Annotated in this window: 20 protein-coding genes; 5 read left to right on the top strand and 15 right to left on the bottom strand. The window is 65.1% G+C overall.

Features of this window, described 5'->3' with window-relative positions; genetic code table 11:
- Nucleotides 1-50: 50 nt before the first annotated feature.
- From metW to argB, 6 genes are all read right to left on the bottom strand, one after another.
- The gene (metW, locus tag P5W98_RS00275) at nucleotides 51-659 is read right to left on the bottom strand and encodes a methionine biosynthesis protein MetW (protein WP_421022683.1); all 609 of its coding nucleotides are present in this window, start codon (nucleotides 657-659) and stop codon (nucleotides 51-53) included.
- Nucleotides 656-1801 (bottom strand): homoserine O-succinyltransferase MetX, encoded by a 1146-nt coding sequence (gene metX, locus P5W98_RS00280; protein ID WP_421022684.1) that lies wholly within the window; start codon nucleotides 1799-1801, stop codon nucleotides 656-658. The genes metW and metX overlap by 4 nt, the downstream gene beginning before the upstream one ends.
- A gap of 256 nt (nucleotides 1802-2057) precedes the next feature.
- Nucleotides 2058-2639, bottom strand: a complete 582-nt coding sequence (locus tag P5W98_RS00285) for an HdeD family acid-resistance protein (RefSeq protein ID WP_421022685.1) — start codon at nucleotides 2637-2639, stop codon at nucleotides 2058-2060.
- 47 nt (nucleotides 2640-2686) lie between these two features.
- Nucleotides 2687-3376 carry a nucleoid occlusion factor SlmA gene (gene slmA, locus P5W98_RS00290; protein ID WP_421022686.1) on the bottom strand — a complete coding sequence of 230 codons (690 nt, stop codon included), beginning with the start codon at nucleotides 3374-3376 and terminating at the stop codon, nucleotides 2687-2689.
- Nucleotides 3377-3452: 76 nt separating this feature from the next.
- A complete protein-coding gene (locus P5W98_RS00295; RefSeq protein WP_434718520.1) occupies nucleotides 3453-4226 on the bottom strand; it encodes a pyrimidine 5'-nucleotidase in 774 nt (257 codons plus the stop codon).
- A gap of 85 nt (nucleotides 4227-4311) precedes the next feature.
- Entirely contained in the window at nucleotides 4312-5211 is a 900-nt protein-coding gene (gene argB, locus P5W98_RS00300; protein WP_421022687.1) for an acetylglutamate kinase, read from the bottom strand.
- A 308-nt stretch (nucleotides 5212-5519) separates the two neighbouring features.
- Between argB and P5W98_RS00305 the strand changes: the two genes are divergently transcribed.
- Nucleotides 5520-5750, top strand: coding sequence for a cysteine-rich CWC family protein (locus P5W98_RS00305; protein WP_434718113.1), 231 nt, complete (start codon nucleotides 5520-5522; stop codon nucleotides 5748-5750).
- A gap of 32 nt (nucleotides 5751-5782) precedes the next feature.
- Here the strand turns inward: P5W98_RS00305 and P5W98_RS00310 are convergent, their stop codons facing one another.
- On the bottom strand, nucleotides 5783-7468 hold the full coding sequence (locus P5W98_RS00310) for a hypothetical protein (protein WP_434718114.1): 1686 nt from the start codon (nucleotides 7466-7468) through the stop codon (nucleotides 5783-5785).
- A gap of 118 nt (nucleotides 7469-7586) precedes the next feature.
- Here P5W98_RS00310 and P5W98_RS00315 point away from each other — a divergent pair, with 118 nt between their 5' ends.
- Nucleotides 7587-9008 (top strand): ATP-binding protein, encoded by a 1422-nt coding sequence (locus P5W98_RS00315; RefSeq protein ID WP_421022690.1) that lies wholly within the window; start codon nucleotides 7587-7589, stop codon nucleotides 9006-9008.
- A 17-nt stretch (nucleotides 9009-9025) separates the two neighbouring features.
- On the top strand, nucleotides 9026-9568 hold the full coding sequence (locus tag P5W98_RS00320) for a response regulator transcription factor (protein WP_322061294.1): 543 nt from the start codon (nucleotides 9026-9028) through the stop codon (nucleotides 9566-9568).
- A gap of 144 nt (nucleotides 9569-9712) precedes the next feature.
- Here P5W98_RS00320 and hslU read toward each other — a convergent pair whose 3' ends face one another.
- From hslU to P5W98_RS00340, 4 genes are all read right to left on the bottom strand, one after another.
- A complete protein-coding gene (hslU, locus tag P5W98_RS00325) occupies nucleotides 9713-11062 on the bottom strand; it encodes an ATP-dependent protease ATPase subunit HslU (RefSeq protein ID WP_421022691.1) in 1350 nt (449 codons plus the stop codon).
- A 28-nt stretch (nucleotides 11063-11090) separates the two neighbouring features.
- Entirely contained in the window at nucleotides 11091-11627 is a 537-nt protein-coding gene (gene hslV / locus P5W98_RS00330) for an ATP-dependent protease subunit HslV (RefSeq protein ID WP_421022692.1), read from the bottom strand.
- Nucleotides 11628-11954: 327 nt separating this feature from the next.
- A complete protein-coding gene (dksA, locus tag P5W98_RS00335; protein WP_027815854.1) occupies nucleotides 11955-12374 on the bottom strand; it encodes an RNA polymerase-binding protein DksA in 420 nt (139 codons plus the stop codon).
- Between the two features lie 562 nt (nucleotides 12375-12936).
- Nucleotides 12937-14019: a CobW family GTP-binding protein gene (locus tag P5W98_RS00340; RefSeq protein ID WP_421022693.1), complete on the bottom strand. Its 1083-nt coding sequence runs from the start codon at nucleotides 14017-14019 to the stop codon at nucleotides 12937-12939.
- A gap of 530 nt (nucleotides 14020-14549) precedes the next feature.
- Here P5W98_RS00340 and P5W98_RS00345 point away from each other — a divergent pair.
- Nucleotides 14550-14714, top strand: coding sequence for an ESPR domain-containing protein (locus P5W98_RS00345; RefSeq protein ID WP_421073858.1), 165 nt, complete (start codon nucleotides 14550-14552; stop codon nucleotides 14712-14714).
- A gap of 27 nt (nucleotides 14715-14741) precedes the next feature.
- Nucleotides 14742-16097, top strand: a complete 1356-nt coding sequence (locus tag P5W98_RS00350) for a YadA family autotransporter adhesin (protein ID WP_434718115.1) — start codon at nucleotides 14742-14744, stop codon at nucleotides 16095-16097.
- Nucleotides 16098-16206: 109 nt separating this feature from the next.
- Here the strand turns inward: P5W98_RS00350 and P5W98_RS00355 are convergent, their stop codons facing one another.
- From P5W98_RS00355 to dapF, 4 genes are all read right to left on the bottom strand, one after another.
- Nucleotides 16207-17415 (bottom strand): class I SAM-dependent rRNA methyltransferase, encoded by a 1209-nt coding sequence (locus P5W98_RS00355; protein ID WP_421022696.1) that lies wholly within the window; start codon nucleotides 17413-17415, stop codon nucleotides 16207-16209.
- Nucleotides 17416-17489: 74 nt separating this feature from the next.
- Complete coding sequence (locus P5W98_RS00360) at nucleotides 17490-18440, bottom strand: tyrosine recombinase XerC (RefSeq protein WP_421022697.1); 951 nt, start codon at nucleotides 18438-18440, stop codon at nucleotides 17490-17492.
- 30 nt (nucleotides 18441-18470) lie between these two features.
- Nucleotides 18471-19154: a DUF484 family protein gene (locus tag P5W98_RS00365; RefSeq protein WP_421044658.1), complete on the bottom strand. Its 684-nt coding sequence runs from the start codon at nucleotides 19152-19154 to the stop codon at nucleotides 18471-18473.
- A gap of 95 nt (nucleotides 19155-19249) precedes the next feature.
- Entirely contained in the window at nucleotides 19250-20128 is an 879-nt protein-coding gene (gene dapF / locus P5W98_RS00370; RefSeq protein ID WP_421022699.1) for a diaminopimelate epimerase, read from the bottom strand.
- Nucleotides 20129-20167: the final 39 nt, after the last annotated feature.

Here is a 20167-nt window from a genome sequence, read left to right on the forward strand (position 1 = left end):
TCGGCGATCCGTGAAGGGTGCGCGACACCGCTGCCGGTGTCGCCGCTTTCTCACGCTTTCTTCACGCGATAGACCGCAAGACTACCACGCCAGTTCACGCCCCATCGAACCGTCTGGCCTCCGTGCAGCACGGCGCGGTCGAGAATCTCGATGCCGACCTCGGGCGCGAGCGCCTCGAAGTCCTTCACCGTGAGCACGCGCACGTTCGGCGTGTTGTGCCACTGGTAAGGCAGCGACTTCGAAACCGGCATGCGCCCGTTCAGCACCGAAAGGCGGTGTGGCCAGTAGCCGAAGTTCGGGAACGAGACAATGCACTCCTTGCCCACGCGCGCCGTCTCGCGCAGGATCGCGGCGGTCTGGTGAATGGTCTGCAAGGTTTGCGAGAGGATCGCGAAGTCGAAGCTCCCATCTTCGAACAGGCGCAGGCCGTCCTCGAGATTCTGCTGGATCACGTTGATGCCGTTGCTCACCGAGGCGAGCACGCCCGCGTCGTTGAGCTCGATGCCGTAGCCCGTGCATTCGAGCTCTTCAGAGAGCAGCGAAAGCAGCGCGCCGTCGCCGCAGCCGAGGTCGAGCACGGTCGAGCGCGGCTCGACCCAGCGCGCGATCGTGCGAAAGTCGGGACGGGCCGAAAGACTGTCGAATGCGCTCTGGTTCATGCGCCCACCTCGTTGGCAATGCGTTCGTAATAAGCGCGCATGACGCCGTGATAGCGCGCGTCGTCGAGCAGGAAGGCGTCGTGGCCGTGCGGCGCGTCGATCTCGGCGTAGGTCACCTGGCGCTTGTGGTCGAGCAGCGCCTTCACCAGTTCGCGCGAGCGCGCGGGCGCGAAGCGCCAGTCGGTGGAAAAGCTCGCCACGAGGTACTTCGCCTTGGTGTGCGCGAGCGCGCGCGTGAGATCGCCGTCGAAGTCCTTCGCGGGATCGAAGTAGTCGAGCGCGCGCGTAATGAGCAGATACGTATTCGCGTCGAAGTAATCGGCGAACTTGTCGCCCTGGTAGCGCAGATACGACTCCACCTCGAACTCCACATCGAAGTTGAAGTTGTAGTCGTTCACGGCGCCCTCGGCGCGGCGCAGTGCACGGCCGAATTTGGCGGCCATGTCGTCGTCCGAGAGATAGGTGATGTGGCCGATCATGCGCGCCACGCGCAGGCCTCGCCTGGGCTTCACGTTGTGCGCGTAGTAGTCGCCGCCGTGGAAGTCGGGGTCCGAGAGGATCGACGAGCGGGCCACTTCGTTGAACGCGATGTTCTGCGCCGAAAGCTTGGGCGTGGAGGCCACCACGATGCAATGCCCGAGGCGATCGGGATAGCGCAGGCTCCACGCGAGCGCCTGCATGCCGCCGAGGCTGCCGCCCATCACCGCGGCAAACTTCTCGATGCCGAAGCGGTCGGCCACGCGTGCCTGGGCGTCCACCCAGTCTTCCACCGTGACCACCGGAAAGCGCGCGCCCCACGGCTTGCCCGTGGCGGGGTCGACGCTCATCGGTCCGGTCGAGCCGAAGCACGAGCCCAGATTGTTCACGCCGATCACGAAGAAGCGATTGGTGTCGAGCGGCTTGCCGGGGCCGACCATGTTGTCCCACCAGCCGACGTCTTTGGGGTTGTCCGCGTAGACGCCCGCGACATGATGCGACGCGTTGAGCGCGTGACAGACGAGCACCGCGTTGCTGCGCGCGGCGTTGAGCGTGCCGTAGGTTTCGACCACGAGGTCGTACCCGGCGAGCGCCGTGCCGTTCTGCAGTTGCAGGGGCTCGTCGAAATGCAGTGTTTGAGGAGCGACGATGCCGATCGATTCCATTCGTTCCGCCTGGGTTTCTGGGCGGCTAAACGGCGTCGGCGGGCGCGCGGTGCGGGCGCAGCTGACGACCTCTTTAGCCGCATTTATATCGAACCTCAGGCCGATGCCTGAAGTTCACGCGCCCGCAATCGAGTCAGCAAATCGGCGCGTGGGTGATGCACAACGAGCGCAAAGTATAACGGAAAACGCTTGGGCACAATGACGCGGACGAACCTGTGCTCCCGCCGCCGCCCGCCCGCGCGTATGCCTCGCGGGCTCAGACGCCGCGCGGATGGGCGTTGTGCCAGCGCCGCAACTGGAGCGACGCGACGATCATCAAGATGCCGTAAAGAACCGCAAAGCTGGCGATCAGCCAGATGAGCGAAAGTGCACCCGCGCCCGGGAACATGACGATAAAGATGCCCAGTGCAACGGAGAGCACCCCCGAGAGGCCGACCACCCACGGATGCGCAATTGCATGCCGGTACTGGATGGCGTAGACGATCTCGAAGAAGCCCACTGCGAGCGCCCAGAAGCCGATGATCATCACGAGGATGATGGCGGTTTCGCCGGGCCAGAAGAATGCCACGAGCCCCGCGAGCACGCCGATCGCGCCCACGAACACGTATGACCAGCGCCGCGAGCCGCCGCCGCGCGCGCCATAGAGCAGCGCGAAGGCGCCGTCGACGATTGCGTAAGCGCCCCAGACGAGGGCGAGCGTGAGCACGGTGAGGCCGGGCCAGGCGTAGGCGAGCACGCCGAACAGAATGGCGGCGATGCCGCGTGCGAGCAGCCAGCCCCAATGGGCGGAGAGGCTGGCGAGAATGGGCAGGGCGGCGGGAGGCGTCGGTCGGTTCATGCGTGTTTTCCTTGTCGGCCAGACCGCGCCTCGTGGGCGCAGTCCGGCTATTGAAGAATCACGCGGATCTGCTCGTCGGCATGCTCGCTGGGGGAGCGCTTGAAGCCGCTTTGGGCGTAACGGTGCCAACTGCCGATGACATAGCGGACGAGGAGATTGGCGCGAACAGCGGGATCGTAACCGGTTTTCGAAACGCGCCCGTCGGCCGTGCCGCCTTCGGCCTGCGCTTGCTCAGCCAGGCTCACGCGCAGACACTGGCGCAGCGTGGCCTCGATGCGGTCGAGCATCTGGTTCACGCGCTCGGCGAGGCGCTCATGCTCGCCCACGAGCGCTTCGCAGGTCAGCACGCGCGTCATGCCGGCGTTCTTCGCCGAAAATTGAAGCAGCATCAAGGCAATCGCGCGCGCCTGCAGCGCGCCGCTCGGCTCCTTCGTGACGATCTGGTTGATGAGCTGGAACAGCGTCTGCTCGATGAAGTCGATGAGGCCCTCGAACATCTGGGCCTTGCTCGCGAAATGGCGATAGAGCGCGGCTTCGGAGACGTTCAGGCGCGCGGCCAGTGCGGCGGTGGTGATCCTCTCCCCCCGCGGCGCTTCGAGCATCGAGGCGAGCGTCTGGAGAATGTGCACGCGGCGCTCGCCCGGCTTTGGACGGCTGCCGCGCCGAGGCGCGGCGTCTGGAGATTCGGCTGCTGCGCTTGCCGCCACGGCGGCGTCACGCGTTTCGGTCGGCTGCATGAAGGTCGCCCCCTGAGTGCGGCCCGCAGGCTGCGAATGCGCCCGGCCGCTTGAGTCTTGCCGTTGGTCCTGCCGTTTATTGTCGCCTGCTGCGCAATGCCCCGCTGCGCAGACCGCGTCCGAGCGATTTTAGCGAACGAACGCAATGATCGACATAGTGGGGCCGCCCGCCGCTCGCCACGTGTGCGGGTAGATGCCCCGTGATCCAGACCGTGCGGATGCCGAGGCGCTTGTAGCGCTTCAGATGCCCGCGCGTGTCCTCGACGAGGATCGCGTCGGCGAACGCGACGCGCGCATCGCGCAGCGTCTTGCGCAGCATCCTGTGGTCGGGCTTGGCGCGCCAGCGGTCGCGCGTGCGCATGTGCTCGATCGCCACGACGCGCTCGAACTGCCGCTCGATGCCGAGCGCCGCGAGCACCGCGTGCGCGTAGTCGGCGGGGCCGTTGGTCAGCACGATCTTGCGACCGGGCAGCGCCGCGAGCATGCGCGCGAGGCCGCGCTCGGCGCGCAGCATCGCGGGCAGGTCGTCGAAGGTGTGCACGACCTTCAGGAAGTCGTGCGGATCGATTCGATGATGGCGCGTGAGGCCCAGCAGTGCCGCGCCGTATCGATGCGTGTAGCTCGTGCGCAGATGGTTCGCGACGTCGCGGCTCACGCCGAGCGCGTCGATGATGTACTGCGTCATGCCCCGGTTGATGGCCGGGAAGATCGCGTGCGAGGCGCAGTGCAGCGTGTTGTCGAGGTCGAAGAGCCAGACGGGGGCGCCATGGCTCGGGGCGCTGTCGCCGGCGCTCCAGTTGCGCTGCCCGGCATGCGACGGCCGGCGGCGAAGCGGGCGTGAGACGTTCATCATGCGAAAGTTGGCGTTGCGCAGGCGCCGCACGAGGGGAGGAGGGCGCCGTGGCGGAATCGCCCGTGCGGCGCCCGAAGCCGATTCAGTGCGAGCGGATCATCGTGCCGAACGGCTGCTCGGTCAGGATTTCGAGCAACACCGAGTGCTCGATGCGGCCGTCGATGATGTGCACCGAGCGCACGCCGCTCTTGGCCGCGTCGAGCGCCGACGAGATCTTCGGCAGCATGCCGCCCGAGATCGTGCCGTCTTCGAAAAGCGCGTCGATCTCGCGTGCCGAAAGGTCGGTGAGCAGATTGCCTGCCTTGTCCATCACGCCGGGGATGTTCGTCATCATCACGAGCTTCTCGGCGTTGAGCACCACCGCGAGCTTGCCCGCCACCAGATCGGCGTTGATGTTGTACGAGAGGCCGTCCTCGCCGAAGCCGATCGGCGAGATCACCGGAATGAACGCGTCGTCCTGGAGCGCCTTCACGACGGCCGGGTTGATCGCGTCGACTTCGCCCACCTGGCCGATGTCGATGTACTGACCGGGGTTGTCGCGGTCCGGCATCATCAGCTTGCGCGCGTGGATCAGGCCGCCATCCTTGCCGGTCAGGCCGACCGCGTGGCCGCCGAAGTGATTGATGAGCGTGACGATGTCCTGCTGCACCTCGCCGCCGAGCACCCACTCGACGACTTCCATGGTTTCTTCGTCCGTGACGCGCATGCCCTGGATGAACGTGCCTTGCTTGCCGATCTTCTTGAGCGCCGTGTCGATCTGCGGGCCGCCGCCGTGCACGATGACCGGATTGATGCCCACGAGCTTGAGCAGGATGACGTCGCGCGCGAAGCCCTGCTTGAGCCGCTCCTCGGTCATGGCATTGCCGCCGTACTTGATCACGACGGTCTTGCCGTGATACTGGCGGATGTAGGGCAGCGCTTCAGCCAGGATTTCGGCTTTCAGGGTGGGCGCGATCTGCGAGAGGTCGATGGGCTCGGACATGGCGGCGGGACTGGACAGGAAAACGGAGCGGAAAACGGGTGAAAATAGGCGCGCTCGCGAAAGCGCGGTTGAAACAGGGCGAATTGTACAGGACTGGCGCGGTGCAACAGGGTTTTCGGCACGGCGGCGCACGAGCGTGCAACAAGGTGGCGCCGGGGCGTTGGGTTGCGCACAATTGAAGCGAATTTCAAGCGATCGCACGCTATTTTCACTAAAATGCGTACGATGAGTGGGCCACAGGCGGCTGTGCGGTCCTGTGGCATCATTTTTCCCATCACTGAATCCGGCCTCGCCAGGAGCGCGCCGCCATGACCGCCCCCGCAAGCCCTGCCCATGCCGTGAAGCGCGCGCGTTGCCCGCGTTGCAGCAGTGTCTTCGATTGCGGCAGGGACACCGACCCCTTCGACTGCTGGTGCAAGACGCTGCCCGCCGCGCCGGCGAGCCAGCTCGACCCGCGCGGACGCTGTCTGTGTCCCGAGTGTCTGGCCGCTGCCGTTGCCGCGGGGGCGGCGGCCCGGGGCGCTGGCGAAAGCCGCTGAGTCGCCGGGCCGCTGAGCCATTCAATACGCCGTCATCGTGCCTGCTTTGCCCGATGCTCGCCGGCGAGTTTCGCGAGGTCGGCGCTCACCTCGTCCAGAACGGGCTCCCACTCGCGAAACCGCTTTTGCCGGTACAGCGTCGTGTGCGGATACCACGGACTGTCGCGCCGCTCCAGTCCCCAGACCCAGTGCGGGTTCACGTCCAGCAGCACCCACGTGCGCCGACCCAGCGCGCCCGCCAGATGCGCGCTCGACGTGCAGACCGAGATCACGAGATCGAGCGAGTCGACGAACGCTGCGGTGTCTTCGAAAGTGCGCCACTCGGCGCTGAAATCCGCGATCTCGAAGCCTGCCTTGCGCACGGCCTCGATCTCGGCGCCCGCGCCAGGCTGCAATGAATAGAACGCCACCTCAGGTAGGGCCGCTGCGAAATTTGCTGCGAACCGTGTTGCGAAGTGCCCGAGTCCAATGCGCCGGAACGGATTGCGTTTGTGCGTGAGGCTGCCCGTCCACGCGAGCCCGACCTTCAGGCGCCGCTCGCCCGCGAGCCGCTCGCGCCAGCGCGCCGCTGCGGCGGGGTCCGGCGCGAGATAGCGCGCCGGACCTGGGATCGTGTCCTCGCGCGTGCCGAAAATCAACGGCAGGCTCAGCAGCGACACTTCGCAGTCGTAGGGCGGCAGCGTGGCGACCGGGCCGCCCGCACAGTAAAGATCGCAATGTCCGCCCAGGCTGCGCGAGAGCAGCGCGCCCATCTCCGGAAACGAATTCCAGACCAGCCGGCCGCCTTCGCGATGCACGCGCTCGGCGAGCATCGGCACATAACGGCAGAACTGCAGCAGGTCGCCCTTGCCTTGTTCGCCCCACACCAGCAGCGTGCGGCCGGCAAGCGGCTCGCCCCGCCATTCGGGTTTGGGGAAGGCCGGGCGGCCGCTGGCCAGCTCGCTCGCCCCCTGCCAGCGCACCTCGTGTCCGTGCCAGCCCTCGGCAAAGTTACCGCGCATGAGCTGGATCATCGACAGGTTAAGGCGCATCGATGCGTCGTTCGGCGCATACTGGCAAGCGTTGCGCGCGGCCAGTTCGGCTTCGTCCCATTGCTGGGCTTCCCGGCACGCCATCGCGTAATTGTTCGCGGCCAGCGCGCTATGCGGCGCGAGTGCAAGTGCCCTACGACCCGCCGCTAGCGGGCGCGCGATGTCGGTGTCGGTGGGCAGCACCCGGCTGAAATTGATCCAGGCATTGATGTCCTCCGGGTTTGCCGCGACGGACTCTTCGAGCAATGCCAGGATTTCCCGGCTATTGCGTTCGATATTGACTTGTAGCAAGGCGCTAGCAAGATTGTTTCGCAAACTGGGAAACGTTCGCTGGATCGCGAGTGCATGGCGGTAGGGCGGGAGTGCTTCTGCGTGGCGGTTGGCGAACTGCAGCGCAAGCCCGGCGGCGAACCATGCGGCGGCGCGCTGCGGTTCGAGTCTCGCGATCGCGGCGCTCAGGCGGATGGCCTCGCTGGCCAGTGCGGGCTCCCGGGCGCTGGCTGCGATGAGCATCAGCGCATCGTCGTCGAGACCGCGCAGCGAGGCGCGCATTTTCGCCAGCAGTTCGCGGGCCACTTCGGTTTCGCCATCGGTCGAGGCTTCGGTTGCTTCAACGGTTGCGGCATCGACGAAATCGAGAAAGAGGTCGCGCACGTGTGCAAGCGTGCCAGGAAGAAGAGTTTGCATTTGACCAAGTCACCCTGTCGGAAAATGTCACATCGAATGTAGCCAGAGGATGACTTAGATTGAAGCAAACCTTTTCACGATAATGAATCAGACGAGTCCGAACAGGTAAACTGGCACGATGCATCGCATAACCGTCAGTGCTAGCGTCAATCTCAGCCATTTGTTCTGGCTGCGCAGTCTCGCCATCATCGGCCAGCTCTGCACGATCGCCTTTGTACAATTCATGTTCGGCGTGACGTTGCCGCTGCCCGCGATGCTGTTCGTGATCGCCATGGAAGTGGCGTTCAACGGCGTGACCTGGCTGCGCGTCACGCAAGATCGCCCTGAATCCAATCTCGAATTGTTCGGCCAGATCTGGGTCGACCTGGGCGCGCTCTCCGCGCTGCTGTTCCTTTCGGGCGGCACGACCAATCCGTTCGTTTCGCTCTATCTGCCTTCTCTCGCCATCGCGGCGGCCGTGCTGCCGTGGTATCTCACCGCGTGGCTCGCGTGCTTCGCCGTGGCTTGCTACATACTGCTCGGGTTCGACAACGTCCCGCTCAATCTCGACAATCCCGCGAATCTCTTCGATTACTACCGCGGGGGCATGTGGGTGAACTTCATGGTGAGCGTGGCGCTCATCGTGTGGTTCGTCGCGCGCATGTCGCGCGCGCTGCGCCAGCGCGAAGCCGCGCTCGCTGACGCGCAGCAGCGCCTCCTGCGCGACGAACGCGCGGTCGCGCTCGGCGTGCAGGCAGCCACGGTCGCGCACGAGATCGGTACGCCGCTCTCGAGCATCGCGATGCTGACCGAAGAGCTGCGTGACATCGCCCGCACTGACAAAGGGCTCCAGCCGTATGGCGCCGACCTCGAACTGCTCGACAAGCAGATCACGCTGTGCACCTCGGCGCTCGCGCGCCTGCGCAGTCGCGCGTCTTCGGCGGGCAGCCGCCAGGCCGTGAGCGAATGGCTAGGGCCGTTCGTCGAGCAATGGCGGCTGCGCCATCCGCACGTAAAGTTCGAACTCCTTGGTAATGCGCCTGCCGAATTGTGTCTCGACGACACCGTTGCGGTCGGCCAGATCCTCACGATCCTGCTCGACAACGCCGCGCGCGCGAGCCGCGACTTCGTCACGCTGCGCGCAACGACGCGCGCCGGCTACATCGATTTCGAGGTTTGCGATGCGGGGCCGGGCATCCCGGCGGCGCTGCGCGCGTCGCTTGGCGCGGCGCCCGTGGAAAGCACGCAGGGCGGTCACGGCGTGGGGCTGTATCTCGCGTTTTCGTCGGCGGCGCGGTTGGGCGGTTCGATCGATCTCGGCGATGCGGGCGCCGTCGCCGGGAAAGACGCCGCGCTCGACGCCGGGCAGCCTGACGCAGGCGCGCGCGAGGTGCCGGGCGCGGGCCAGGCTGCTGCGCGCCCGCGCAAATGGCGCGGCACGCGCGCAGTGCTGCATGTGCCGGCGAAGACAGAGACCCGGGCGGGCGAGGCGGCTAGCGCAGGTGCGGCGGCGCAGAGTTCGGAAATTGGCGAAGGGCCAGGCCGGCCCGACGCCGCCTGATAACACGGAGAAGCAGTATGAGCGATATGAATTTCCTGGTGATCGACGACGACGAGGTGTTTTCCGACATCCTGACGCGCGGCCTCACGCGACGCGGCTACCAGGTGCAGCAGGCGCACAATGCCGAAGAAGCGATTCGTTTCGCGAATCAGCAGAAGTTCTCGCAGATTACCGTCGACCTGCATCTCGGCAACGACTCGGGTCTTTCGCTGATCGCGCCGTTGCGCAACCTGCAGCCCGATGCGCGCATGCTCGTGCTCACGGGTTACGCGAGCATCGCCACGGCGGTGCAGGCCGTGAAGGATGGCGCCGACAACTATCTCGCCAAGCCCGCGAACGTGGAAATGATTCTCACCGCGCTGCAAGGCGACGCCAGCGCGCTACAGGCCGAGGCGGCCATCGAGCATCCCGCGCCGCTATCGGTCGCGCGCCTCGAATGGGAGCACATTCAGCGCGTGCTGGCCGAGCACGGCGGCAATATTTCGGCCACGGCGCGCGCGCTCAACATGCATCGGCGCACGCTGCAGCGCAAACTCGCGAAGCGGCCGGTGCGCCAGTAAGCGCAAAAGCGCGCGCAAGCCACGCAAGCCACGCGTAAAAGAATAGGGGCTCCGCCAGTGTGCGGAGCCCCTTTTTCGTTGTGCGCGCGCACACGGGCGGGCTTCGATCAAGTTCGCGCGTTTTACCCGCGCGCCCACAAACCGTTACAGCACATAGCGCGAGAGATCCTCATCCTGCGCGACTTCGCCGAGCGCCTTGTCGACATAGGCCGCATCGATGACCACGCTCTGGCCCGCATGATTGCCGGCCGCGAACGACACATCTTCGAGCAGCTTTTCGATGACCGTATAGAGACGGCGCGCGCCGATGTTCTCGGTCTTCTCGTTGACGGCGTAAGCGATTTCCGCGAGGCGGCGAATGCCGTCGTCGGCGAAATCGAGTTGCACGTCCTCGGTGGCGAGCAGCGCCTGATATTGCTTGACGAGGCTGGCGTCGGTGGCGACCAGAATCGCTTCGAAGTCCTTCACGGAGAGCGAATCGAGTTCGACGCGGATCGGAAAGCGCCCTTGCAGTTCGGGAATCAGATCGCTCGGCTTCGAGAGATGGAACGCACCGCTCGCGATGAACAGGATGTGATCGGTCTTCACCATCCCGTACTTCGTGTTGATGGTCGTGCCTTCGACGAGCGGCAGCAGATCGCGCTGCACGCCCTGGCGCGAGACTTCGCCGCCGCTGCCTTCGTTGTTGCGCGAGGCGATCTTGTCGATTTCGTCGAGAAACACGATGCCGTTCTGCTCGACGTTCTGCACTGCCTTGGTCTTGACCTCTTCGTCGTTGAGCATCTTGGCCGCTTCTTCGTCGGTGAGGACCTTGAGCGCTTCCTTCACCTTGAGCTTGCGGCGAATCTTTTTGCCACCGCCGAGATTGGCGAACATCGAGCGGATTTGCTCGGTCATGTCTTCCATGCCCGGCGGCCCCATGATGTCCATGCCCACTTGCGGCTGCTCGACGTCGAGCTCGATTTCCTTGTCGTCGAGCTGACCTTCGCGCAGGCGTTTTCGGAAGGTCTGGCGCGTGGCGTTGTCGCCTTCGCTTTGGCCCGGTTCGGCCGACGAAGAGCCGAAGCCCACCGGGCGCGCGCTCGGCAGCAGGATGTCGAGGATGCGGTCTTCCGCTTGATCGGTGGCCTTGCTGCGCACCTTGCGCATTTCCGACTCGCGCGTTTGCTTCACCGAGATTTCGATCAGGTCGCGCACGATGCTGTCCACGTCGCGGCCCACGTAGCCCACTTCGGTGAACTTGGTTGCTTCGATCTTGATGAAGGGCGCGTCGGCGAGCTTGGCCAGACGCCGCGCGATTTCGGTCTTGCCGACGCCCGTCGGCCCGATCATGAGGATGTTCTTCGGCGTGATTTCCTGGCGCAGTGGGTCGGCCACCTGCTGGCGGCGCCAGCGGTTGCGCAGCGCGACGGCCACCGACTTCTTCGCCTTCGTCTGGCCGATGATGTGCTTGTCGAGTTCCGAGACGATCTCGGCGGGGGTCATGGTGCTCATCCTGATTCCTTCTCGTCTGTGCGGCGGGTTACTCGATGGTTTCGATCACGCGGTTGTGATTCGTGTAGATGCACATGTCGCCCGCGATCTGGAGCGATTTTTCGACGACCTCGCGCGGCGAGAGTTCAGTGTTCTCCACGAGCGCGCGGGCCGCGGCCTGCGCATACGCGCCGCCCGAGCCGATTGCGCAGATGCCTTCTTCGGGGTCGAGCACGTCGCCGTTGCCGGTGATGACGAGCGTGGTGCTGGCGTCGGCGGCGATCAGCATGGCTTCGAGGCGGCGCAGCATGCGGTCGGTGCGCCAGTCCTTGGCGAGTTCGACGGCCGCGCGCGTGAGATTGCCTTGATGCTTTTCGAGCTTGGCTTCGAAGCGGTCGAGCAGCGAGAACGCATCAGCCGTGCCGCCCGCGAAGCCCACCATCACCTTGCCGCCGTAAATGCGCCGGACCTTCTTCGCGCCACCCTTCATGACGATGTTGCCGAGAGTGACCTGGCCGTCGCCGCCGAGCGCGACCTTGTCGCCGCGCCGCACGGATACGATCGTCGTGCCGTGAAATTGCTCCATGTGCGTTCCTTTTTACCGTTGATGCCAGGCAGAGGCTGGTGCGACGCGGCCTTTGCAGCCGTGCCGCATTGTCGGATTCGGTACACGCCGCTCTATTCGCGCGGGGCGCGCGAGCGGGCGTATCGAATGGAGTTTAGGGCGGCAGCGGGCAGTTCAAGGGCTCGCGGCGCAGAAATCGAGATAACCGTGAGACAAGCGTGGGAGAAAGTCGGGCGCGAACGCCTGCGCAGCGTCAGATGCAAATAAAAAAGCGCACGGGACTCCGTGCGCTTCGACTAGGAAGGCAGAAAATTCCGGCACCCGCCGCGCGGCGGCGCCGGCAGCCAATCAATCGCCGAACAGCTTCTGGCGCAGTTCGCGGCGCTCTTGCGCTTCGAGCGAGAGCGTGGCGGTCGGGCGTGCGAGCAGACGCGGAATGCCGATCGGCTCGCCGGTTTCCTCGCACCATCCGTAATCGCCCGATTCGATGCGCGCGATCGATTGCTGCACCTTCTTCAGCAGCTTGCGCTCTCGGTCGCGCGTGCGCAGTTCGAGCGCATGCTCTTCCTCGATCGTCGCGCGATCGGCCGGATCTGGCACGATGACCGTTTCGCGCAGATTCTCGGTGGTCTGGCCCGCATTGCGGAGGATTTCCGCCTGCAGCTGTTCGAGCCGGTTCTTGAAGAAGGCGAGCTGATCCTCGTTCATGTAATCCTTGTCGCTCATCTTCAGGATTTCGGCTTCGGTCAAGAGTCGTTTCGTCGTCATCTGGCTTGCTTCTTCAATGAGTGAGGCAAAACTGGCACATCTTGCCTGCACTTTTGTGTTGCCCGCAGTGGCTTCTCCCACTTTACCGCGCGCTGTATCGCGCCAATGTGCGCGCCGGCGAGACGGGACGATGAACTGTCGTGACGCCTAAGCGCCGCTGCGGGGCCGAACTCCTCTGGAAACCGTTTTTAGATGCTCCTGAGGCATATTTCGTACCGGCTGCGCGCTGCGACGCGATGCGCGGCCGGGGAGGCCATCTCCTGCCGGAATCCGCTGAAAGGGAAATCCCGGGGCGCCTCTCTTTCCAGTGGGGCCGTATTGTAACCGAACCGCAAACTCGCGCCGCAAGCGGGAAAATCCCAAGTTGGCGGCTCTCGTCAACGTTCGATATCCAGAAAATATAACGCGCCCATCGTGAAAAAGCGATGGTCGGGTACGTTATTTGACATGCGCAGCGGAGAAAGGCGATTTTACCCAGCCGTGCTCGCCAGACGACAACGCCCGGCCATGGGCCGGGCGTTGGAGGCATCCTGACGAACGAGCCGTGCTGCAGTGCAGCGCGTCAGGCGAGGCAGGCGTCGAGGCCGTCGGTGATGAGGTCCTGCGGCAGCTCGATGCCGATAAACACCATCTTGCTGCTCTTCTTCTCGATCGGCAGCCACTTCGCGGCGAGGTCGCTGCCCATCAACTGGTGCACGCCCTGGAACACCACCTTGCGGTCCACGCCCTTCATGTAGAGCACGCCCTTGTAGCGCAGCAGGCGCTCGCCGTAGATCTGCAGGATGCCGCCGAGGAAGTCCTCGAGGCGGTTCGGATCGAACGGACGGTCGCTGCGGTACACGAACGACTTGATCTTGTCGTCGTGATGCGCGTGATGATGGTGGTGGCCATGGTCGTGGCCTTCGTGATTGCACTTGCCGTGATCGTGGTCGCATCCGGCGTGCTCGTGATCATGATCATGATCGTGGTCGTGATGCGCATGATTGTGATCGTCTTCAGCGAGGAAGTCGGGGTCGATCTCGAGCTTGGCATTCAGATTGAAGCCGCGCAGATCGAACACTTCCTTGATGTCCGCCTCGCCGAAATTCACCTCGCGGATTTGCGCGCGCGGATTCATGTGCATCAGGCGATGGCGCAGGTCGTCGAGTTCACGGGCGTCGACGAGATCGGCCTTCGTGACGAACAGGCGGTCGGCGAAACCGACCTGGCGCTGCACGACTTCGTGCTCGTCGAGCTGATGGTTGCCGTGCTTGGCGTCGACGAGCGTGATGATGGCGTCGAGCAAAAATTCGCCGGCGATCTCGTTATCCATGAAGAACGTCTGCGCGACCGGGCCCGGATTTGCGAGGCCCGTGGTCTCGATCACGACGCGGTCGAAATCGAGCTTGCCGTCGCGCTTTTGCTGGGCGAGATCGCCGAGCACGCGCGCGAGGTCGCCGCGGATCGTGCAGCAGATGCAGCCGTTGCTCATCTGGATGATCTGCTCCTGGCTGTCCTGCACCAGGATTTCATTGTCGATGTTCTCTTCGCCGAATTCGTTTTCGATCACGGCGATCTTCATGCCGTGCTGCTCGTTCAGGATGCGCTTGAGCAAGGTGGTTTTGCCGCTGCCGAGAAAGCCGGTCAGGATGGTGACTGGAATCATGCTATGTGCCTTGAATGCCTGGAATCGGGGTGGGATGCGGCGCGGGAGCCGAGCGTTACAAGATAACGACGTATTGGAACATATCTGGCCGGCTCGCGCTTGCACCAGCCTTGCGCTGCAGGAGGTAACCGTTCGGGTCGGGCGGCTGCGCCGGGATTGTCGAAGCGGTTTATCTCATTAATTTCAACCATCTCAATTTAATCAATGGTCTTATAGATTCACATCTTTGCAGCAAATCCTTGAGTTTGGAAATCGCCCTAGTGTTTCAGCCTGGCAAGCCGCGTTTAATTCAACTGCCGACAGCAATTACCAACGAAACCCTCCGGTTTGATCCGGCGTGCGCGTCGCTGATAAGCAGCACTCACGGAGATTGTTTTTAGCGCGCGCCGTGCCGGAGTCGGGAATAGACGATCGGCTCTATGTCTCATTAATTGGTTGGCGAATGCTGGATTGATCGTGTTTCCCCGTTTCTCCAATTAATGGGAATCTGGATTAACTGCTTGCTTTGTTGAAACATTATTGAGGATTTTATGAGCAAGGTTTATCGCAGCGTTTATAACAAGGTGCTGGGTACGTGGGTGGCGGCATCGGAATTGACCGCTGCGCGCCGCAAGCCGGCGCGCGCGAAGTCGGGCGCCATGCTCGTAGCGGGCGCACTCCTTGTCTCGACGGGCGCAATGTCCGAGCTGGCATAGGCATCCGTGTCGATTTCGGACAACGGCATGCAGACGGTCCAGTCCGGCACGTCGTCCATGGGCGGTAGCGCGGGTGGCAAGGGGGCAGCGGCATCGGCCAACTCGCTCGCCATGGTCGGCGACGGCGACTGCAACCTGCTCACCGACATCGACGCCCAGAAGGTGTACGGCGACGGTCTGGCCAACAGCTATAAGAACGGCATCTACGGCTTCGGCGTGCAGAATGCGGCGGCCAACTACGACGACCTGTCGAACGCCGGCGCGGGCCAGGCCGGCATCAAGGGTTTCACCTCGATGACCGCCGGCTACGTGACGGAAAGCGGCAGCGGCGTGGCGCAGACCCAGGCTTACGGCATGAATTCGATCGCCATGGGCTGCGGCTCGCACGCCAATGGCCTGGGCACGGTGGCCCAAGGCTGGGGCGCGGTTGCGAACGGCGCGGGCGCGGTGGCGTTCGGCATCAACTCGGCGGCTACCGGCCAGGGTTCGTTTGCATCGGGCATCGCCGCCACGGCAGCCGGTGATGATTCGATCGCGCTGGGCACGCTCGCTACGGCAACGGGCAACGGCGCGAACGCCGAGGGTGACAATTCGGTCGCGATGGGCGCACAGGCCACGGCCTCGGGCGCAGGCTCGATGGCGTTCGGCGAGAGCGCCGCGGCTAGCGGCGTGAATGCGGTTGCTTCGGGTAACGGTGCAGGCGCCGAGGGTGACGAGTCGGTCGCCATGGGCTCGAAGGCATTGGCTTCCGGCGCCGGTTCGATGGCGTTTGCCGCAGCCGCCGCGGAAAATGCGCGCAATCCGCTGTTCGCCGCCTATGGCGACAAGAACACGGAAGCGGCCAGCGCGAGCGGCATGAATGCGGTGGCAGTCGGCGTGAACGCGTCGGCAACGGCGGACAACTCGGTCGCGCTGGGCGCGGGCTCGGTGGCTGATCGCGCCAACACGGTTTCGGTGGGCGCCGCGGGCAGCGAGCGTCAAGTGACGAACGTGGCCGCCGGTACCGCGGGCACCGACGCCGTGAACGTGAACCAGTTGAACGACGCGCAGAAGCAGCCCGAGAACTACGCCGACCAGCGTATCTCGCAGAGCATGTCGAACATGTCGCAGAGTCTCTCGGGGCTGCAGGATTTGGTGCACGACGTGCTGCGCCGCTCCTACGCCGGCACGGCGGCGGCGATGGCTGTCGCGGGTCTGCCGCAGCCGACGCAGCCGGGCAAGATGATGGTTGCCATGGCCGGCGGCCGTTACGGTGGCCAGACGGGCGGCGCGCTCGGTGTCTCGTACGTGACCGAGAACAACAAGTGGGTCGGCAAGCTGTCGGCGAATACCAGCACGACCGGCAACACCGGTGTGGTGGTCGGCGCGGGCTATCAGTGGTAATGCCTCGCTAGTGCGAGCCGGCCGCAAGGCCGGCGAACACAAAATGCAGCGAAACGCAGGGTCCACGGCCTTCCGGCCGGGGCCCTGTTGTATTTTCCGCGCGGGTTTTTTACAGCACTTGCAGCAGCAGCCCCTTCAGATACTCGCCTTCGGGGAAGGCCGCGAGCAGCGGATGATCGACGCCCGCGCCAAGGCGCTTGAGGATGCGCGCATCGACCTTGGCATCGGCGGCCGCGCCCGCAACGATCTTCTGGAACAGCTCCGCATCGATCGCGCCCGAGCACGAGTACGTGAACAGCAGGCCGCCCGGACGCAGCAGCTTGAAGCCGGTGAGGTTGATGTCCTTGTAGGCGCGCGCGGCGCGGTCCACGTGCTCGCGCGAGGCCGCGAACTTGGGCGGATCGAGCACCACGAGATCGAAGCGCTCGCCTTCCTCGTGCAAGCGGCGCAGCGTCTTGAAGGCGTCGGCGTCGAGCCAGGTCGCACGGGCTGCGTCGAAGCCGTTCGCCGCCATGTTCTTCTGCGCGGTGGCGAGCGCCTCGCCCGACGAGTCGATCGACACCACGCGCTTCGCGCCGCCCTTCATCGCCGCGAGCGAGAAGCCGCCGGTGTAGCAGAAGCAGTTGAGCACGTCGCGGTCTTGCGCGAAGGTCTGCACGAGCGCGCGGTTGTCGCGCTGATCGACGTAGAAGCCGGTCTTGTGGCCGTTGCGCACGTCCACGTGATAGCGCACGCCGTTCTCGCTGGTCACGATGGTTTCGGGCGGCTCGTCGCCGGCCAGCAGGCCCGTGATCTGCTCGAGCCCTTCCTTTTCGCGGATCGAGACGTCCGAGCGCTCGTACACGTTCGGGCAGCCGGTGGCTGCCGTGAGCGCCGCGACGATTGCTTCCTTCCATGCCTCGACGCCTGCCGCCATGAACTGGCAGACGAGCTGTCCGCGTGCGTTTTCCCCTGCGGCGTCCTCTTTGTAGTAGTCGACGATCACGCCGGGCAGGCCGTCCGCCTCGCCAAAGATCAGGCGCACCGCGCCCGTGCCGCTCACCATCGCCTGACGATGCGCGAGCGCGCGCTGCACGCGGCGCTTGAAGAACGCGTGATCGATGGGCTCGTTTTCGTCGAAGCTCCAGACGCGCGCGCGGATCTGCGAATGCGGGCTGTAGGCGGCGCGCGCGAGAAAGCGGCCGTCATGCGCGCGCACGATCACGGTCGCGCCCGGTGCTGGCTTGCCCTCGACGCGCTCGATGGCGTTGGCGTAGACCCACGGATGGCGGCGCAGCAGGGATTTTTCTTTCGACGGCTTGAGAGTGACGATATTCATGATGGGTTCGATACAAGGGCGAGGCCCGTGACGCAGCGATGACACGACCGGGCGAGGCAAGGCAAGGCTCGCGCTCAGTCGCGCTTTTTGGCGCGTGGATGCGCGGTGTCGTAAACCTTCGCGAGATGCTGGAAATCGAGCGACGTATAGACCTGGGTGGCCGCGATGCTCGCGTGGCCCAGCAGCTCCTGCACGGCGCGCAGATCGCCGCTCGACTGCAGCAGATGCGTCGCGAACGAGTGCCGCAGCACGTGCGGATGGACGTTCGCCGGAATGCCGGCGGCGAGCGCGGCGCGCTTCACGCGCTCGCGCACGACGCCCGGCGCCATGCGGTTGCCGCGCACGGAGAGAAAGAGCGGGGCGTCGTCGTGCTTGATCCAGGCGCCGCGCACGGCGAGCCAGGCGTCGAGCGCTTCCAGCGCCTTCTTGCCGACGGGCACGATGCGATGCCGCCCGCCTTTGCCGTGCACTTCCACTTCTGCGGCGTCGCGCTTGAGCCAGCCTGCCGATTCATAGCCGTCGCGCTTCACGTAGCGCGCGTCGAGCCCCACGAGTTCGGCAAGGCGCAGCCCCGACGAGTAGAACAGCTCGAGCATGGCGTGATCGCGCAGCGCCTCGACGCTGCCGGCGGCATTTTCGCCGGCTTGGGCCGCCGCGCTGGGCGCATCCATGAGCTTCATGGTGTCGTCGACGGAGAGCGCCTTGGGCAGCGTCTTCTCGCGCTTGGGCGCGCGCACTGCCGCCACCGGATTCGCGTCGAGCGCGATGCGGCCCGCGAGCCAGCGGTAGAACGCGCGCCAGACCGAGAGCCGATGCGCGATCGAGCGCGCCGAGAGGCCGCTCGCATGGGCGCGCACGGCGGCGCCGCGCACTTCGACGGACGTGACTTTTTCGAGCGGACTGCCGTTCGCGAGCTTCTTGAGTTCGTCGAGCTCGTGCGCATAGCCGCGCAACGTGTGCGCCGAAAGCCGGCGCACGTGCTCGAGTTCATCGAGATAGTCGGCGATCGGGTCGGTTGGGTTCACTGTTGCGGCCTGCGCGTGGGAGCGGTCGCTTTAATGCGGCAGCAGCCGCGTGAGCCCTGCGCTCGCGAGCGTGCCGATCTTGCGCAGCAAATCGGTGGCCATGCCGTCGTGAAAGCGGCGCGGATCGGGTGAGCCGAGCACCAGCAGGCCGAACGCCTCGCCGCTCGGATCGCGCTCTTCGGCGCTCACGCGCCGGCGCAGCGCGATGATCGCCACCGACTGCGGCGCGCCCGCGTCGCCATCGAGCCATTGCGCCGCTTCGAAGCCGGTGTTCGCGCCGCAATACGGCACTTCGAGGCTGTTGGCGAAGAGGCGGACTTCCTCGCCCGTGTGCTTCGCGAAGCTTGCTTGTGCATAGGCATCGGCCACGTCCCACAGGCGCAACGCCGCCTGCGGCACGTCGAACTCCTGGCGCAGTTGTTCGGCGATCAGGCGCGGCAGCGCGTGCGGGTCGCGCTCGGCGAGCACATGCGCGACCCAGTGCACCGTCTTCACGGAAAGCGTGTCGTTTTCGTGGCCGTAGCGCAGCAATTCGGAAAGGCGCAGTTCCAGATGCTTGTTCTTTTCGCGCAGCATCTCCATCTGGCGCTCCTGCAGGGACACGGCTGCCTTGCCGTGAGGATTGCCGAGCTTGATGGTTGCCAGCAGTTCGGCGTGCTCAACGAAGAAATCGGGATTGGCGAGCAGGTAGTCGGCGACTTCGCGATCGTTCATGTTGGTGGCGCGTTCGATGAAGAGGCGGCGCGCGGCGAGCGCGCCATGCGGGGTTGGGGCAGCGCCGATGTGGCTCGCGGGCCGCCCGGCAAACGTCAGTTCGACAACGCGTCGGCGAGTTCGATCTCGCCTTCGAAGACGGTCGTGGCTGGACCCGCCATCGTCAGCGCGGCGGATTCGTCGCGCGAGCCGTCCCAGGCGATCGTGAGCATGCCGCCGTGCGTATGCACCTTCACGGGCGAATCGAGCAGGCCGCGGCGGATGCCGGCCGCCACCGCTGCGCACGCGCCCGTGCCGCACGCGAGCGTTTCGCCCGCGCCGCGCTCGTAGACGCGCAGCCGCACCTCGTGGCGCGAGACGATCTGCATGAAGCCCGCGTTCACCTTGTTCGGAAAGCGCGGGTGGGCCTCGATCACGGGGCCGTCGGCGAGCACGGCAAACGCCTCGGCGTCGTCGACCACCTGCACCGCGTGCGGATTGCCCATCGACACCGCCGAGATCCAGCGCGTCTGGCCGTTCACTTCGAGCGGCCAGAGCGTGTCGTTGCCTTCGCGGCGGCCTTGGAGCCCGCTTGCGTCGAACGGCACGTCCGACGGCTCGAATACCGGGCTGCCCATGTCGACCACGACCTCGCCGTTGTCCTGCATGACGAGCGTGATCACGCCTTTTTGCACTTGCACGCGCACACGGTTGGCGTCGGTGAGCTTGCGGTCGCGCACGAATTTCACGAAGCAGCGCGCGCCGTTGCCGCAGTGCTCGACCTCGCCGCCGTCGCAATTGAAGATGCGATAGCGGAAGTCGACGCCTTCGACAGTGGGCTTTTCGACCAGCAGCAGCTGATCGGCGCCCACGCCGAAGTGGCGGTTCGCGAGCGCCCGCACGCGCTCGGGCGTGAGCGCAATGGGCTGGCTATAGCCGTCGAGCACGACGAAGTCGTTGCCGGCGCCGTGCATCTTGGTGAACTTGAGTTTCATCCCGTCATTGTAAGCGACGCGCGCCCGAATGCCGCGCGC

It is taken from the genome of Paraburkholderia sp. A1BS-2L, from assembly GCF_051125205.1.
Taxonomy (GTDB): domain Bacteria; phylum Pseudomonadota; class Gammaproteobacteria; order Burkholderiales; family Burkholderiaceae; genus Paraburkholderia.